The sequence below is a fragment of the Micromonospora sicca genome, from assembly GCF_003172935.1.
Classification (GTDB): domain Bacteria; phylum Actinomycetota; class Actinomycetes; order Mycobacteriales; family Micromonosporaceae; genus Micromonospora; species Micromonospora sicca.
Genome location: NZ_QGKS01000195.1, coordinates 25329 through 41170 on the forward strand (window position 1 = coordinate 25329; position 15842 = coordinate 41170).

General features: G+C 73.4%; 17 protein-coding genes. 12 read left to right on the forward strand and 5 right to left on the reverse strand.

Going from position 1 to position 15842, the window contains the following annotated elements; translation table 11 throughout:
• Nucleotides 1–102: 102 nt before the first annotated feature.
• Nucleotides 103–1848 (forward strand): ABC transporter substrate-binding protein, encoded by a 1746-nt coding sequence (locus DKT69_RS12690; RefSeq protein ID WP_109801772.1) that lies wholly within the window; start codon nt 103–105, stop codon nt 1846–1848.
• Between the two features lie 84 nt (nt 1849–1932).
• Here DKT69_RS12690 and DKT69_RS12695 read toward each other — a convergent pair whose 3' ends face one another.
• A complete protein-coding gene (locus tag DKT69_RS12695) occupies nt 1933–4080 on the reverse strand; it encodes a S9 family peptidase (protein WP_109801773.1) in 2148 nt (715 codons plus the stop codon).
• Nucleotides 4081–4166: 86 nt separating this feature from the next.
• Here DKT69_RS12695 and mshB point away from each other — a divergent pair, with 86 nt between their 5' ends.
• The 3 genes from mshB (at nt 4167) to DKT69_RS12710 (ending at nt 6083) form a co-directional block, all read left to right on the forward strand.
• Nucleotides 4167–5090 carry an N-acetyl-1-D-myo-inositol-2-amino-2-deoxy-alpha-D-glucopyranoside deacetylase gene (gene mshB / locus DKT69_RS12700; protein WP_109801774.1) on the forward strand — a complete coding sequence of 308 codons (924 nt, stop codon included), beginning with the start codon at nt 4167–4169 and terminating at the stop codon, nt 5088–5090.
• A 17-nt stretch (nt 5091–5107) separates the two neighbouring features.
• Nucleotides 5108–5542, forward strand: coding sequence for a hypothetical protein (locus tag DKT69_RS12705; RefSeq protein ID WP_109801788.1), 435 nt, complete (start codon nt 5108–5110; stop codon nt 5540–5542).
• A gap of 79 nt (nt 5543–5621) precedes the next feature.
• Entirely contained in the window at nt 5622–6083 is a 462-nt protein-coding gene (locus tag DKT69_RS12710) for a hypothetical protein (protein ID WP_109801775.1), read from the forward strand.
• A 111-nt stretch (nt 6084–6194) separates the two neighbouring features.
• Here the strand turns inward: DKT69_RS12710 and DKT69_RS12715 are convergent, their stop codons facing one another.
• Entirely contained in the window at nt 6195–7154 is a 960-nt protein-coding gene (locus DKT69_RS12715; RefSeq protein ID WP_109801789.1) for a GNAT family N-acetyltransferase, read from the reverse strand.
• A 79-nt stretch (nt 7155–7233) separates the two neighbouring features.
• Between DKT69_RS12715 and fdxA the strand changes: the two genes are divergently transcribed.
• From fdxA to DKT69_RS12740, 5 genes are read left to right on the forward strand one after another with little or no spacing between them, the layout of a single operon-like run.
• The gene (fdxA, locus tag DKT69_RS12720; RefSeq protein ID WP_007464872.1) at nt 7234–7560 is read left to right on the forward strand and encodes a ferredoxin; all 327 of its coding nucleotides are present in this window, start codon (nt 7234–7236) and stop codon (nt 7558–7560) included.
• On the forward strand, nt 7557–8663 hold the full coding sequence (gene dapC / locus DKT69_RS12725; RefSeq protein ID WP_109801790.1) for a succinyldiaminopimelate transaminase: 1107 nt from the start codon (nt 7557–7559) through the stop codon (nt 8661–8663). Before fdxA ends, dapC begins: the two co-directional genes overlap by 4 nt.
• 19 nt (nt 8664–8682) lie before the next feature.
• The gene (locus DKT69_RS12730) at nt 8683–9720 is read left to right on the forward strand and encodes a prephenate dehydrogenase (protein WP_109801776.1); all 1038 of its coding nucleotides are present in this window, start codon (nt 8683–8685) and stop codon (nt 9718–9720) included.
• 51 nt (nt 9721–9771) lie between these two features.
• Nucleotides 9772–10422 carry an SIMPL domain-containing protein gene (locus DKT69_RS12735; RefSeq protein WP_109801777.1) on the forward strand — a complete coding sequence of 217 codons (651 nt, stop codon included), beginning with the start codon at nt 9772–9774 and terminating at the stop codon, nt 10420–10422.
• Nucleotides 10422–11069, forward strand: coding sequence for a nucleoside/nucleotide kinase family protein (locus tag DKT69_RS12740; protein ID WP_109801778.1), 648 nt, complete (start codon nt 10422–10424; stop codon nt 11067–11069). The genes DKT69_RS12735 and DKT69_RS12740 overlap by 1 nt, the downstream gene beginning before the upstream one ends.
• 81 nt (nt 11070–11150) lie before the next feature.
• Here the strand turns inward: DKT69_RS12740 and DKT69_RS12745 are convergent, their stop codons facing one another.
• Together DKT69_RS12745 and dapD are read right to left on the reverse strand one after the other, a co-directional pair.
• Nucleotides 11151–11708, reverse strand: coding sequence for a sugar O-acetyltransferase (locus DKT69_RS12745; RefSeq protein ID WP_109801779.1), 558 nt, complete (start codon nt 11706–11708; stop codon nt 11151–11153).
• A 56-nt stretch (nt 11709–11764) separates the two neighbouring features.
• Entirely contained in the window at nt 11765–12724 is a 960-nt protein-coding gene (dapD, locus tag DKT69_RS12750; RefSeq protein WP_109801780.1) for a 2,3,4,5-tetrahydropyridine-2,6-dicarboxylate N-succinyltransferase, read from the reverse strand.
• Between the two features lie 24 nt (nt 12725–12748).
• On the opposite strand from dapD, the gene dapE reads away from it, so the two are divergent.
• Entirely contained in the window at nt 12749–13822 is a 1074-nt protein-coding gene (gene dapE / locus DKT69_RS12755) for a succinyl-diaminopimelate desuccinylase (RefSeq protein WP_109801781.1), read from the forward strand.
• A 77-nt stretch (nt 13823–13899) separates the two neighbouring features.
• Here the strand turns inward: dapE and DKT69_RS38950 are convergent, their stop codons facing one another.
• Nucleotides 13900–14067, reverse strand: coding sequence for a hypothetical protein (locus DKT69_RS38950; RefSeq protein WP_201749624.1), 168 nt, complete (start codon nt 14065–14067; stop codon nt 13900–13902).
• A gap of 155 nt (nt 14068–14222) precedes the next feature.
• Between DKT69_RS38950 and DKT69_RS12760 the strand changes: the two genes are divergently transcribed.
• A complete protein-coding gene (locus DKT69_RS12760; RefSeq protein ID WP_109801782.1) occupies nt 14223–15077 on the forward strand; it encodes an LOG family protein in 855 nt (284 codons plus the stop codon).
• Entirely contained in the window at nt 15078–15623 is a 546-nt protein-coding gene (locus tag DKT69_RS12765) for an LOG family protein (RefSeq protein WP_109801783.1), read from the forward strand.
• Nucleotides 15624–15842: the final 219 nt, after the last annotated feature.

Below are 15842 nucleotides of genomic sequence, written 5' to 3' on the forward strand. Positions count from 1 at the left end.
CTCCCGGGTGCCGATCGTTGTGGCCCCGTTACCTGCTCGAAATTTACGGCGAACGAAAGCTAGGCGAAGCTTTCCTTCAATGGCGATCCCGGAGGAGTGAGTATGCGAGCAAGACTCGTCACCGCCATGGGCGGTGCGATCGCACTGGCGGTTGCCCTCGGTGCGTGCAGCAAGAACACCGGCGACAACGCCGACAGCGTGGACAGCAACAAGCCGCGCACCGGCGCCATCGCGACCGACCCCAAGGACTCCCTCGGTCCGGCGCCGGAGGTGGCCGGCGCGGCCAAGGGTGGGACCTTCTACATCCTGCGCGAGAACAAGATCTCCCACCTGGACCCGCAGCGGGTCTACTCGTTCGCCGGTCTGATGGGTAGCCAGCTCTACGCCCGCTACCTCACCACCTTCAAGGACGACGGCAAGGGCAACGTCACCCTGGTCGGCGACCTGGCCGAAACCCCCGGCACCAACGTGAACAACGACTGCAAGGTCTGGGAGTTCAAGATCAAGCAGGGGGTGAAGTTCGAGGACGGCCGGCCGATCACCGCCAAGGAGATCGCGTACGGCATCGCCCGCTCCTTCGACCCGGACCTCACCGGCGGCCCGACCTACCTGCAGGAGTGGCTGGCCGACAGCCCGCAGTACGACACCAAGTGGAACTTCAAGGCCAACAAGACGTCGCTGCCGCCGGGGCTGAGCACGCCGGACGAGCGGACGCTGCGCTTCGAGTTCAACAAGCCCCGCTGCGACCTGCCGTTCGCCGTGTCGCTGCCGGCCACCGCTCCGCTGCCCGCGGACAAGGACACCGGCGTCAACCTCGACCAGCAGCCGTTCTCGTCCGGGCCGTACAAGATCACCAAGCACACGCCGGGCGTGGAGATGGTGCTCGAGCGCAACCCGAACTGGGACCCGGCGACCGACCCGGTGCGCCACCAGTACCCGGACAAGTTCATCTGGTCCTTCGGCGCGGACAACGCCACCCAGACCAACCGCGTGCTCGCCGGCACCGGCAACGACGCCGCCGCGGTGGCCACCGGCGGAGTCCCGTCCGAGCTGATCGCCAAGGTCACCGGCGACGCCAAGCTCAAGGAGCGGATGATCGTCGCCGCCACGCCGAACGCGTACCGGCTGAGCATCAACACCACGCGGGTCACGGACCTGTCCGTGCGGCAGGCGATCAACTACGCGATCGACCGCAGCAGCATCACCAAGAACCTCGGCGGCCCGTACGGCGCCGTGCCGCTCACCACGCTGCTGCCGCCCACCACGCTCGGCTACCAGAAGTCCGACGTGTACCCGGCCGGCGAGAGCGGCAACCCGGAGAAGGCGAAGGAGGTGCTCGCCGGCAAGAGTGTCAGCCTGGTGCTCGGCACCTCCGACGACACCCCGTCGCAGGAGACGGCGACCCAGGTCAAGAACGCCTTGGAGAAGGCCGGCTTCACGGTCACCATCAAGCCGATCCCCGAGGACGGCTACCTCGACGCGGTGAAGAAGAAGACCAACCCGTGGGACATCTGGGTCGACTCCTGGGCGGCTGACTGGCCCAGCGGCGCCTCGATCCTGCCGGTGCTCTTCGACGGCCGCAACATCAAGGCCGAGGGCAACAGCAACACGTCGCAGCTCAACAACGAGGCCATCAACGCCGAGTTCGACCGGGTGCTCGCGCTCGACCCGGCGAAGCAGGCCGACGAGTGGAGCAAGCTGGACGAGCGGCTCATGAAGGAGTCGGCGCCGGCCGTGCCGCTGTACAACGAGGTGGTCTCCGTCGCCCATGGCGAGAAGGCCGGCGGGGTCTTCGTGGGCAGCATCTTCGGCTGGCCCAGCTTCGTGGACGCCTACGTCAAGCAGTAACACCGCACGGACCGCCCCCGGCCGACAGCGTCGTCGGCCGGGGGCGGTCGCATCCGCGGGCCCTTCTCGTCGACGGGGCGCTCCTCACCGCAGGTGGGTGCGGAGGAAGTCCAGTTCCAGCTTGAGCAGGCGCTCGGCGGTGCCGCCGGTCGCCATGTGGGTCGCCCCGGTCAGCGGCAGCACCGCGTGCGGCCGGCCGGCGGCCAGCAGCGCCGCCGAGAGCCGCAGCGTGTGCGCGGCCAGCACGTTGTCGTCCACCAGGCCGTGCACCAGCAGCATCGGCCGGGCCTGCTCCGGGGCGCCGACCGGCTCGGCGGCCAGTTCCACCAGCGAGTGGTGGGCGTACACGTCCATCCCGTCCTCCGGCAGGCCGAGATAACGCTCGGTGTAGGCGGTGTCGTACAGCGTCCAGTCGGTGACCGGCGCGCCGACGATCGCGCAGCGGAACAGCTCCGGGTGCCGCAGCACCGCCAGCCCGGCCAGCCAGCCGCCGAACGACCAGCCCCGCACGGCCACCCGGTCCAGGTCCAGGTCCGGATGCTTGCCCGCCAGGGCGGTGAGCGCGTCCACCTGGTCGGCCAGGATCACGTCGGCCAGCCGCCGATGGATCGCCTTCTCGAACGACGGCGCGATCCCCGGGGTGCCCCGGTTGTCGATCGTCACCACCGCGAAGCCCGAGTCGGCCCACCACTGCCGTTCCAGCCAGGCCCCCCGGGCCGAGATCACCTCCTGGTGCCCGGGACCGCCGTAGACGTCCAGCAGCACCGGCAGCCGGGTGCCCTTCACGTGGTCGGTCGGGTAGAGCACCGCGGTCGGCAGCCGCCGGTCGGTCACCCGGACCAGGGTCGGCCTCGGCGCGTACGGCGGGTTGGCGGCCAGCGAGCGGAGCCGCGCCACCTCCCGGTCCTCGTGCCAGACCGACCACCTGGTCCCCGGGTGCTCCAGCGACGCGGTGCCGACCGCCAGCGTCGCGCCACCGATCGCGGCCGTGTGCCAACCCGGGTCGCCGCTCAACCGGCGGGCGTCCACGCCGCCGCCGATCGCCGTGCGGACCCGGAACAGGTGCCGTTGGCTCGGCTCGCCCTCGCTCGCCTCGACCAACAGGTCCGCCGGGCCGTTCGGGCCCGCCGGCAGCCGGCCCACCACCCGGCGTACGTAGAGCGACGGCGGGGTGAGCAGGGTGCCGTCGGCGAACAGGCAGCGGGCGTCGTACCCGTCGTGGGCCAGCTCCCCGCCCACCAGCACCCGCCCGTCCGGCAGGTGGGCCGGGGTGCCGGGGATCGGCTCCACCCAGCGCGGGTCGGCCAGCTCGGCGTGCACCTGGGTCTCCCCGGTACGCGGGTCCACCGCGAGCACCAGGCCGTGCTGCTGGGACCGGCGCAGCACGGTGATCAGCGGCCCGCCGTCCGCCCAGTCCACCGAGGTCAGGTACGGGTAGGTCTCGCGGTCCCAGTGCACGTCGACCCAGCCGCCGTCCAGGTCGAGCAGGTGCAGACTGACCTCGGCGTTCTGCCCGCCCGCGCGGGGGTACGCGATGGTCGTCGGCGGGCTCGCCGGATCGGCCGGGTCGTGCAGGTGCCAGTGGGGCAGCCGAGACTCGTCCACCCGCGCGGCCAGCACCGAGCGCCCGTCCGGCGCCCACCAGTAGCCGCGGAAGCGGTCGAACTCCTCGGCCGCGATGTGCTCGGCCAGACCCCAGGTGACGCCGCTGTCCTCGCCGGCCAGCAGGGTGTCCGTGCCGTCGGACTCGACCACCCGGAGCTGCCCCCGGCGCACCCCCTCGGCGGCGTCGGTGACGTAGGCCAGTCGTTCCCCGGTCGGATCCGGACGGGGGTCGATCACCGGGCCGACGGTGGCCACCTCCACCACGTCGCCGTGCACCAGGTCCGCCCGAAACAGGCGGCTGGCCAGCGGGAACACCGCGATCCGGCCGGCCGCGTCCAGGGCGTACGAGCCGATGCCGGCGGCGCTGAGCCGCAGCCGTTCGCGCAGCGCCCGCTCGCCCGGCGCCAGCGCGGCCGGGTCGGCGTCCGCCTCGAGCAGGGTCGCCGGGTCGGCGACCAGCCGTTCCTCGGCGGAAGCGACGTCCAGCAGCCAGAGCGCGTCGGCGGGGTCCTCCGGACCGGACGAGCGCAGGAAGATCACCCGGGAGCCGTCGTCGGCGACGGAGACGGCGCGCGGCGCCCCGTGGCTGAACCGGCGGGTACGGGCGGCCAGCTCGGGAAAGTCCACAGTTCGGATCGTAGAGCCGCATCGGGCGTGATGTGGCCGACCTGGGTGGACGCGTCAGGCTCGGTCGGCGGAGGACGACGGTTAGAGTGACGGTCGTGACGACCCTGCCCGACCGCCGCCTGCTGCTGGTCCACGCGCACCCCGACGACGAGTCCATCGGCACCGGTTCGACCATGGCGCACTACGCCGCGACCGGGGCCCACGTCACCCTGGTGACCTGCACGCTGGGCGAGGAGGGCGAGATCCACGTGCCCGAGCTGGCCCAGCTCGCCGCGGCCGAGGCCGACCAGCTCGGCGGGTACCGGATCGGCGAGCTCGCCGCCGCCTGCGCCGCGCTCGGCATCACCGACCACCGCTTCCTCGGCGGCGCCGGCCGCTACCGCGACTCGGGGATGATGGGGCTCGCCACCAACGAGCACCCCCGCGCCTTCTGGCAGGCGGACGTCGACGAGGCCGCCGGGCACCTGGTGGAGATCATGCGCGAGGTACGCCCGCAGGTCATGATCACGTACGACCCCAACGGCTTCTACGGGCACCCGGACCACATCCAGGCGCACCGGGTGGCGATGCGGGCGGTGGAACTCGCCGCCGTCGGGGGCTTCGCCCCCGCGAAGGTCTACTGGACGGCCATGCCGCGCAGTGTGCTGGCGGCCGGCCTGGAGCACTTCGTCGAGGCCTCGGACAACCCCTTCGCCGGCATCGAGAGCGTCGACGAGCTGCCCTTCGGCACCCCCGACCCGGAGATCGCCGCCCGGATGGACGCCACCGACCAGCACACCGCCAAGGAGGCGGCGATGCGGGCGCACGCCACCCAGATTCCGGCCACCTCCTGGCTCTACTCGATCGCCGGCAACTTCGGCGCCGAGTTCATGGGCGTCGAGTACTTCACCCTGGCGGTCGGCGAGAAGGGTCCGGGCAACGGCCCGTACGGCTGGGAGGACGACCTGTTCGCCGGGCTGGCGCTGAACGGGCCGGACCGGTCCCCGGTCGCGGCGGCCGGCCTCCGGTGACCCTGCCGACCGCGTCGATGTCGGTCGTACCCGAGCAGGAGCCGGCGCCGCCGCCCGCGCGCCCACGGCCGGCGGTCGACCTCGCGCTGCGGGTCGCCGGTGGCCTGATCGCCGTGCTCGCCGGGGTGCTCTCGGCGGTGCTGGAGCTGCTGCTCTCCACCGTGCGGGTGGGCGGTCAGCTGATCGGCGTGTCGGCGCTGGTGGCGATCGGCGCCGGCATCGCGCTGAGCTGGTTCGCCCACGAGGCGGTCGGCACCCGGTGGGCGGTGGTGCTGCCCGCCGTGCCGTGGTTCGCGCTGATGGCGGTGGCCTCGGTCCGGACCACCGAGGGGGACCTGCTGGTCTCCGGTGACAACTGGGTCGGGCTGGCGATGATCGTCGCCGGGGCGATGACGTTCGCGGTGATGGGCTTCCGGCAGATCCTCGCGCCACCGGCCCGGCACCACGGGTGATGACGGCACACAGGTTGCGGTGGTAGACATTCCTGCCAGAAGTCCCGCCGCTCCGGCGGGCGTACGGCGGAGGTGTGCGATGGGGCGGTGGCGCGCGGTGGGCGTGCTCGCGATGGCGCTGTTCGCGGTCAACGTGCTGGCCCGGCTGGTCATCAGGTTCGGTTTCGAGGGCGACGACAGCGCCGCCGACCGGGTGTCCCTGGTGATGTTCGTGGTGATCGGGCTGATCCTCGCCGCGCTGGCGTTCCGCTGGGGGCGCGACCGTCCGGTGGGCCGCTGGGCCGGTGAGCTCGCCGCTGCGGTGGGCGTGGCGCTGGCGCTGACCGTGTTCGTCGCCTCGCTGCTGGTCGGCGAGAACCCGTTCGGCGGTGGCGCCGGGCTCTTCTTCGCCCAGATCTGGCTCTACCTCGCCGCCGCGGGGGCGGGCGTCCTGGTCGGCTACCTGATCCTCACCGCGCTCGGCCGCGACTACCGCTCCCAGCAACTCAAGCGGTACGCCCAGCTCAAGGCTGCCAAGCCGCGCCGCGTCGTCCGCCGCTGACCCCCACACACAGCGCCATGATCGTCTGTTGCTGAGGGGCCCGCCGCGCCGTCGGCCGGCCCACTGCACAGCAGACGATCATGAATCGAGGCGGCGGGTCGCGCCGCGGGCTCAGGCGGGGGCGACGCGGGTCAGGTACGTGTGGTGGGTGGTGAAGCCGAGACCCCGGTAGAGGGCCACCGCCGGGGTGTTGCGCTGCTCGACCTGGAGGAAGGCGTGGCTCGCCCCTTGCGTCGTGCCCCAGTCGACCAGCGACCGCAGCACCCGGCTGGCCAGCCCCTGCCGACGCGCCTCGGGCAGCACCTCGATCAGGGTCAGGCCGAGCCAGCGCCCCTGCCCGGTGACCGTGCCCCGGCCGACGGCGACCAGCCTGCCGTCGGCGTACACCTGGGCGAAGCGGACCCGGTCCACGGCGGTGAGCACGTGCCGGGCGGCGTCCGGCAGGCCGCCCTTGCGGCCGGCGGCGACGGCCAGCCAGTCGTCCGACGGCGCGGCGGCCAGCTCGACCGGCGGCAGGCCGGCGCGGGCCGGCGCGGGTGCCGACAGCGCGGCGAGCGCCACGGTCTGTACCAGTACCGGCGGCCGGGTGCCCCACCCGCGCGCGTCCAGCTCGGCGCCGACCGGCGCGGCGAGCGGCAGCGGGGTGTTGACCATGGCCGGCTGGCGGTGGTCGGCGTACCAGCGCTCGACGGCGTCCAGGGCGGCCGGGAGCGGGCGGTCCGGGTCGCCCACCGGCAGCGCCGAGTTCGCCCGGCCGGTCCAGCCGTCGGCGCTGCGCAGCAGCCAGTCGCCGAGCCGACCGCGGACGGGGGCGGGCCACGCCTCGTCGGCGGCCAGTTCCAGGGCGACCACCGCGGCGGCGGTCGGCCGGCGGGCCGGCGGCACCCGCTTGGCCCGGTGCACCTCGCCCACCGGGACCCGCAGCCGGCCCTGGGCGGTCGCCAGCGTGATGTGGGTCTCGCTCACCTCGACCAGCTCCCCGAGGGCGTCGGAGAAGAGCGGCCGGCCTTCGCGAATCCCCACAATCCGGCGGACCACGATCCGGTGTCCCACGTCCTGCTGCCGGAGCACCATTCATCCCCTCCCCGGCGAGATACTAGGCTCTTACCGTCGCGGGTGATCGCGGCGAGTCTTGCGGAGGAGAAGACCGGTGACCTACATCATCGCCGAGCCGTGCGTCGATGTGCTCGACAAGGCATGCATCGAGGAGTGCCCGGTCGACTGCATCTACGAGGGCAATCGGATGCTCTACATCCACCCCGACGAGTGCGTCGACTGTGGTGCCTGTGAGCCGGTCTGCCCGGTCGAAGCGATCTTCTACGAGGACGACGTCCCGGAGCAGTGGAAGGACTACACCGGGGCGAACTACGAGTTCTTCGAGGACCTCGGCTCGCCCGGCGGCGCCTCCAAGATCGGCAAGGTGGAGAAGGACGCCACGTTCGTCGCCGCCCAGCCGCCGCGCGGAGAGGGCCACTGAACCGGCCCGCGCCGGTCTCGTCGCGGCTGCCCGACTTCACCTGGGACACCCTGGACGCCGCGGCCGCGACGGCAGCGGCGCACCCGGACGGTCTGATCAACCTCTCCATGGGCACGCCGGTGGACCCGGTGCCCACGGTGATCCGGCAGGCGCTCGCCGACGCGTCCGACGCCCCGGGCTACCCGCTGACCGCGGGCACCCCCGCGCTGCGGGAAGCCATCGCGGCGTGGGTCGCCCGGGCCTGCGGCGCCGGCGTCGACGGGCTGGGGGTGCTGCCCACGATCGGCTCGAAGGAGCTGGTCGCCTGGCTGCCCACGCTGCTCGGCGTCGGCTCCGGTGACGTGGTCGTGGTGCCGTCCATCGCCTACCCGACGTACTCCGACGGGGCCCGGCTGGTCGGCGCCACCACCGTCCGCACCGATTCGCTGACCGCGGTCGGCCCCACCTCCCGGGTACGCCTGGTCTGGGTCAACTCGCCCGGGAACCCGACCGGCCGGGTGCTGCCCGCCACCCACCTGCGCAAGGTGGTCGACTGGGCCCGCGAACGCGGCGCCGTGGTCGCCAGCGACGAGTGCTACCTGCCGCTGGGCTGGGAGGCCGAGCCCGTCTCGATCCTCTCGCCGGAGGTATGCGGCGGGTCGTACGACGGCGTGCTGGCGGTGCACTCGCTCTCCAAGCGCTCCAACCTGGCCGGTTACCGGGCCGGCTTCGTCGCCGGTGACCCGGCGCTGGTGGCCGAGCTGCTCAAGATCCGCAAGCACGCGGGCATGATCGTGCCCGCCCCGGTGCAGGCCGCGATGGTGGCCGCGCTCGGCGACCAGGCGCACGCCGACGCCCAGCGGGAGCGCTACCGGGCCCGCCGCGAGCGGCTGCACGCCGCGTTCACCGGCGCCGGCTTCACCGTCGAACACTCCGAGGCCGGACTCTACCTGTGGATGACCCGGGACGAGGACTGCTGGGAGACCGTCGACTGGCTGGCCCGCAGGGGCATCCTGGTCGCCGCCGGGGTCTTCTACGGCCCGGCCGGCTCCCGGCACGTCCGGGCGGCGCTGACCGAGTCCGACGAGCATGTCGCGGCGGTCGCCGGCCGGTTGCGCGGCTGACCCCGGGGCTGCTGCGGCGATGACCGACGGGGTGAGCGACAAGCGCCCGGTCCTCGGCGAGCGGACGGCCGCGGTGATCGGTACCGGACTGATCGGCGGGTCGGTGCTGCTGCGGCTGCGCGCGGCCGGGCTGGACGTCGCCGGGTGGGACCCGGACCCGGCCACCCGCCGGTACGCCGACGCGCAGGGCGTCGTCGCTCCGGACACCCTGGAGGAGGCGGTCGCCGGCCGGGACGTGGTGTTCCTCTGCGGTCCGCTGCCGAGCCTGCCGGGGACGCTGTCCCGGGTCGCCGCCGCCACCGACGAGCACTGCGTCCTCACCGACGTGGGCAGCACCAAGGCGCAGGTGGCCGCCGCCGCCGGCGCGCTGGGGCTGGGACATCGGTTCGTCCCCGGTCATCCGATGGCCGGCGCCGACCGCGCGGGTCTCGCCTCCGCCTCCCCGGGGCTGCTCGACGGGGCGGCCTGGGTGCTCTGCCCGACCGGGTCGGGGATGGCCGCGTTCCGGCGGCTCGCCGCGCTGGTCATCGACGTCTTCGGGGCCCGGGTGGTGCCCATGTCCGCGCCGGAGCACGACGTGGTCGCGGCCCTCTCCTCGCACGTGCCGCACCTGCTGGCCGGTGCGCTGGCCGGGGCGGTGCAACGGTCCGCGCTGCGTGAGGCGGTGCTCGCCCTCGCCGCGGGTAGCTTCACCGACGGCACCCGGGTGGCCGGCGGCCCGCCCGACCGGACCGCGAACATGCTGCTGGCCAACCGGGGACCGGTGCTGACCGGGCTGGATGCGGTCCGGGTCGTCCTCGACGACCTGGCCGACGCGCTGCGGGCCGGTGACCGGGCCACCCTGACCGCCCTGCTCGACGAGGGCCGCGCCGCCCGCGCCGCGGTGCGGGGCCGGCCCTTCACCGCCCACCGCCGGGAGTTCCGGGCCGGGGTCGACCACGCGGGGGAGCTGGCGTACCTGCGGGAGCTGGGCGCGGCCGGGGGCCACCTGACGGAGTGCCGGGTCGAGGCCGGGGCGGTCGCCTACACCGGGCACCTGCCGGGGCCGCCGGGCTGAACCGCGCCCCGCGCCCCCGCGCCCGGGACGGCCCGCGGTTAGGGTGAGGGCATGGCGGACGCACCGGTGGTGGCGGTACGCGGCGAGGCGTACCGGGAGGTCGCCCCCGAGCTGGCCGAGTTCACGGTGACCGCGACCGCCCGGGACCGCGACCGGGAGACGACGTTGACCCGGCTGGCCGAGCGGGCCGCCGCGGTCCGGGTGCTGCTCGACTCCTCCGGCCCGGCCATCGAGCGCCGGGAGACCGGCCAGCTGCGGGTCTGGCCCGAGACGAAGCGCTCGGGCGAGCGGGTGGTGGCATACCACGGCAGTGTGGGCACCAGCGTCACCGTCACCGACTTCACCGCGCTCGGCGAGCTGATGCTGCGCCTGGCCGACCAGGACCAGGTCGAGGTGGCCGGCCCGTGGTGGTCGCTGCGGCCGGACAGCCCCGCGTACCGGGAGGCCCGGCACGCCGCGATCGCGGACGCGCTGGCCCGGGCCCGGGAGTACGCGGAGGCGCTCGGCGCCCGGGTGACCGCCCTGCTGGAGCTGTCCGACACCGGTACGGGCGCCCAGCCGATGATGGCCCGCGCCGTGTTCGGCAAGGGCGCCGGCGGGCGGGCCGACGTCGCGCCGGAGCTGGAGCTCGACCCGCGCCCGCAGTCGGTGCAGGCCGCGGTGGAGGCGCGTTTCACCATCAGCGAGCCGGTGCTCGGCTGATGCCTCCGGCGCAGGTCCTGCCCTTCGACGAGCTGGCCGCCCGGGCGCGGACCCTCGCCGCGGCCGGTCCGCGGCAGCTGCTCGGCATCGCCGGGGCACCCGGGGCCGGCAAGTCCACGCTGGCCGAACGGCTCGTCGCGGCGGTCGGGCCGACCGCCCGGCTGGTGCCGATGGACGGCTTCCACCTCGCCCAGTCCGAGCTGGTCCGGCTCGGCCGGCAGGAGCGCAAGGGCGCGCCGGACACCTTCGACGTCAACGGGTTCGTCTCGGTGCTGCGCCGCCTGCGGCGGCTGGAGCCGACCTCGGTCTGGGCGCCGGCGTTCCGCCGGGATCTGGAGGAGCCGGTCGCCGGGGCGATCGAGGTGCCGCCCGAGGTCCGGCTGGTGGTGACCGAGGGGAACTACCTCCTGCTGCGGGACGAGCCGTGGGAGGAGGTCCGGACCCTGCTGCACGAGATCTGGTTCCTCGATCTCGACGCCGAGCTGCGGCTGCGTCGGCTCACCGCCCGGCACGAGGCGTACGGGAAGTCGCCGGAGCAGGCCCGGGCCTGGGCGCTCGGCAGCGACGAGGCCAACGCCGGCCTGGTCTCCGGCACCGCCGGCCGCGCCGACCTGGTGGTACGCCTGACCGAGCCCCCGCCCGGGTGACGGCACCGCGCGGCGCAGCAGCCAGGCCACCCGGGCCCGTTCCCGGTGGAACTCCGGCGCGTGCCCTGCGGTTGGACGCGGTCAGGCGAGTTCGCGTACGACCCGGGCGGGGTTACCGACCGCGACCACATTGGCTGGCAGGTCCTTGGTCACGACGGCTCCCGCGCCGACCACCGCGTTCTCGCCGATGGTGACCCCGGCGAGGACGACGACCCCGCCGCCGAGCCACACGTTGTTCCCGATGGTGATCGGCTTGGCCGCCTCCCACTTGGCCAGGCGCGGCTCCGCCTCGATCGGGTGGGTGGCGGTGAGGAGTTGGACGTTCGGTCCGATCTGGACGTCGGCGCCGATGACGATCCGGGCGACGTCGAGGAAGACGGCGTTGAAGTTGACGAAGCTGCGCGGGCCGATGTGGGTCTGCCAGCCGTAGTCGCAGTGGAAGGGCGGCCGCACCCAGGTCTCCTCGCCGAGCGAGCCGAGCAGTTCCCGCAGCGCCGCGAGCCGGCCCTCCGGATCCTCCGCCGAGCTGGTGTTGAAGCGTTCGGTCAGCCGGGCGGCGCGGTCCAGGTCGGCGATGATCTCGGGGTCGTCGGCGAGGTACGGCTCGCCGGCGAGCATGCGTTCCCTCATGGAGCTCACCGGGTGATCATCCCTGGACCCCTCGTCGTTTTGTGCCACCGTCGCGGTGTCCGCCGTCAGTCGTTGGCGTGCAGGGCGGCGTTCAGCTCGATGCCCCGGCCGCTGCGCTGCTTCGCCTCCAGCGCCCCGGTGACCGAGTTGCGCCAGAAGAGCAGCCCGTCCACGCCGGAGAGCTCGCGGGCCTTGACCACCCGGCCGTCCGGCAGGGTGATCTTCGAGGCGGCGGTGATGTAGCAGCCCGCCTCCACCACGCAGTCGTCGCCGAGGGAGATGCCGACACCGGCGTTCGCGCCGATCAGGCTCCGCTCGCCGATGCGCACCTTCTCGGTGCCGCCGCCGGAGAGGGTGCCCATGATCGAGGCGCCGCCGCCGATGTCGGAGCCGTCGCCGACCAGCACGCCCTGCACGATGCGTCCCTCCACCATCGAGGTGCCCAGCGTGCCGGCGTTGAAGTTGACGAAGCCCTCGTGCATCACGGTGGTGCCGGCGGCCAGGTGCGCGCCGAGCCGGACCCGGTCCGCGTCGGCGATCCGTACGCCGGCGGGGACCACGTAGTCGGTCATCCGGGGGAACTTGTCCACCCCGTACACGGCCAGGTGGCGGCCGGCGGCCCGCTCGATGACGCGCAGCTCGTCGACCCGCTCCGGCGGGCACGGCCCGGCCGAGGTCCAGGCCACGTTGGCCAGCTTGCCGAAGATGCCGTCGAGGTTGAGCTCGTTGGGTCGCACCAGGCGGTGGGAGAGGAGGTGCAACCGGAGGTACGCGTCGGCGGCGTCCTTGATCGGGTCGTCCAGCGAGCCGATCACGGTGGTCACCTCGACCGTACGCAGACCGGGCAGCGCCCGCTCGCCGACCGCGCCCGGAGGCAGGTCCAGTACGTCGGCCTGGTCCTCCCCGGGGACCAGCGGCAGCTCGCCGAGGCCCAGCTTGCCGGTCGGGTACCAGGTGTCGAGCACCTGATCGTCAGCGGTCACGGTGGCCAGGCCGATGCCCCAGGCAGACTGCGCGGTCGTCACGATTGTGACGGTACCGTGCCAACCATGGAGAACCCGTTGACCCCCGAGGTCTTGGCTGATCCGGTGGCGCTCACGCGCGCCCTGGTCGACATAGAGTCCGTCTCCCTCAACGAGAAGGCGATCGCCGACTGCGTGGAGGAGGTGCTGCGCTCGGTGCCGCACCTGACGACGTTCCGGCACAGCAACACGGTGATGGCGCGTACCGACCTGGGCCGGGCGCAGCGCGTGGTGCTCGCCGGCCACCTGGACACCGTGCCGCTCAACGACAACTTCCCGTCCACCATGCGCGGCGACCTGATGTACGGCTGCGGCACCTCCGACATGAAGTCCGGGGTGGCGTTCGCGCTGCACCTCGCGGTGACCCTGCCGGACCCGCGCTACGACGTGACGTACTTCTTCTACGAGGCCGAGGAGATCGAGTCGAGGTACAACGGCCTCACCCTGGTGGCCGAGGCGCACCCGGAGTGGCTCGAGGCCGACTTCGCGGTGCTGCTCGAGCCGACTTACGGGATCGTCGAGGCCGGCTGCCAGGGCACCATGCGGGCGATCGTCACCACGCACGGCGAGCGGGCCCACGCGGCCCGGTCCTGGCACGGGGTGAACGCCATCCACGGCGCGGGCGAGGTGCTGGACCGGCTGCGGTCGTACGAGGCGCGGCGGGTCACCATCGACGGCTGCGACTACCGCGAGGGCCTGAACGCGGTGCGGATCACCGGCGGGGTGGCCGGCAACGTCGTCCCGGACCGCTGCGAGATCGAGATCAACTACCGGTACGCCCCGGACCGCGACCCGGCGGGCGCCGAGGCGCACCTGCGGGAGGTCTTCGCCGGCTTCGACCTGGCGGTGACGGACGCGGCGGCGGGCGCGGCCCCCGGCCTGGACGCGCCGCCGGCGCAGGAGTTCCTGGCGGCGGTGGGTGCGGCCCCGATCGGCAAGCTGGGCTGGACGGACGTGGCCCGGTTCGCGGCGATGGGCATCCCGGCGCTGAACTTCGGCCCCGGCGACCCGAACCTGGCCCACCACAAGGACGAGCACGTCGAGCTCACCAAGATCCGCGACGGCGCGGCCACCCTGCACCGCTGGCTCGCCCCCGCCTAACCCGCCCCTGAGACGATCAAGAGGTTCGCGTCACCGGATCCCGGTCGACGCGAACCTCCTGATCGACGGTCGACCGGTCAGCCGGCCGGGGTGAGGGACTGGTCCGCCGGGGGGCGGGACTCGGTCGGGTCACCGCTGAGGTCATGGGCTTCCAACTGCCGGGCGCGGCGGCGCTCCGCCACCACGTCCCGGATCCGCCGCTGCATCTGTCGCCGGATCCGGATCATCTCGCTGTTGCTGATCACGCTTGCTCCTCCCCCGAAGGCGCGCGCCGGGGCATACCCGGTATGTGAATAGTAAGACGTACGGGCGACCGAATTAGTTGCCCAAGATCCCGAACAATTTCCCCGGCTCGCCGGCCCGCACACCCGGCCGCCCCGGCTCCACTACGGTGGCTCCCATGAGCCAGAGCAACGGGCGGCAGCAGCCCGGCCCGGACCGGGGACGGGAGCGGCACCGGGGCGCCGTCACGCTGCGTCGCGGCGCCATCCCGACCAGCACCGCCGACCAGCGGCTGCTCGACTCCCGGGGGCGCGGCGACTGGAAGACCAAGGACGCCTGGCGGGCGCTGCGCATCCTGTCGGAGTTCGTCGAGGGCTTCGACACCCTGGCCGACCTGCCGCCCGCGGTCAGTGTCTTCGGCTCGGCCCGGAGCATGCCGGAGAGCCCGGAGTGCCGGATGGCCGAGGAACTGGGCGGCGCCCTGGCCCGGGCCGGGTACGCGGTGATCACCGGCGGCGGTCCGGGCGTGATGGAGGCGGCCAACCGGGGGGCCAGCGAGGCGGGCGGCCTCTCCGTCGGGCTCGGCATCGAGCTCCCGTTCGAGCAGGGCCTCAACGACTGGGTCGACCTGGCCATCGACTTCCGCTACTTCTTCGCCCGCAAGACCATGTTCGTCAAGTACGCGCAGGCGTTCGTCGTGCTGCCCGGGGGCTTCGGCACCATGGACGAGCTGTTCGAGGCGCTCACGCTGGTGCAGACCGGCAAGGTCACCCGCTTCCCGGTGGTGCTCATGGGCGCGGACTATTGGCGCGGGCTGCTCGACTGGCTGCGGGACAGCATGGCCGCCGAGGGCAAGATCGGGCCCTCCGACCTGGAGCTGATCTGCCTCACCGACGACGTCAACGCGGCGGTCCGGCACATCGTGGAGGCCGAGGCGGTGCTCTCCGCCGAGCAGGAGGCGATCCGCGTGGAGTCGGTCGCCCGCGCCGAGGCGGACCAGCGGGCCGCCGCCGACGAGGGCGGGAAGGGCTGAATGGCCGCCATCTGCGTGTTCTGCGCGTCCTCCCGCACCCTCGACCCACGCTGGCTGGACCTCGCCGCCGAGACCGGCGCCGAGCTGGCCCGGCGCGGGCACACCCTGGTCAGCGGCGGCGGCTGCGTCGGGATGATGGGGGCGGTGGCGGACGGCGCGCGCTCCGCCGGCGGGTACACCCTCGGGGTGATCCCGCAGGCGCTGGTGGACCTGGAGGTCGCCGACCTGGCCTCCGACGAGCTGCTGATCACCGAGGGCATGGCCGGCCGCAAGACGCTGATGATCGACAAGTCGGACGCGTTCATCACCCTGCCGGGCGGGCTCGGCACCCTGGACGAGCTGTTCGAGGTGTGGACCACCGCCACGCTCGCCATGCACGCCAAGCCGATGGTGCTGATCGACGCGGACGGCTTCTACCGCCCGTTGCTCGACTGGCTGGGCGGCCTGGCCGACCAGAACTTCCTCAAACCCGCCGGCCTGCACCTGCTCACGGTGGCCCGAACCGTCCCCGAGGCCCTCGACATCCTCGAATCCCGCCTTACCTGACGCCAGCCCCGCCGCCGCTCGATCATGAAGTTGTCGTCGTCGATGCCGGCGTGTCGGGGCGACAAACTCATGATCAACGTGAGTTGGGCGCGAGGGTGAGATGGTGTCGCGGGAGGTGTCGTACGGGCGTGGTGGGATGAGCTGATGCAGGCGTACCGGCTGGTGCGTCGGCCTGGCGAGGCGGTCCGGGGGGACGGGCCGTCCGGCGGGGCGGCGCAC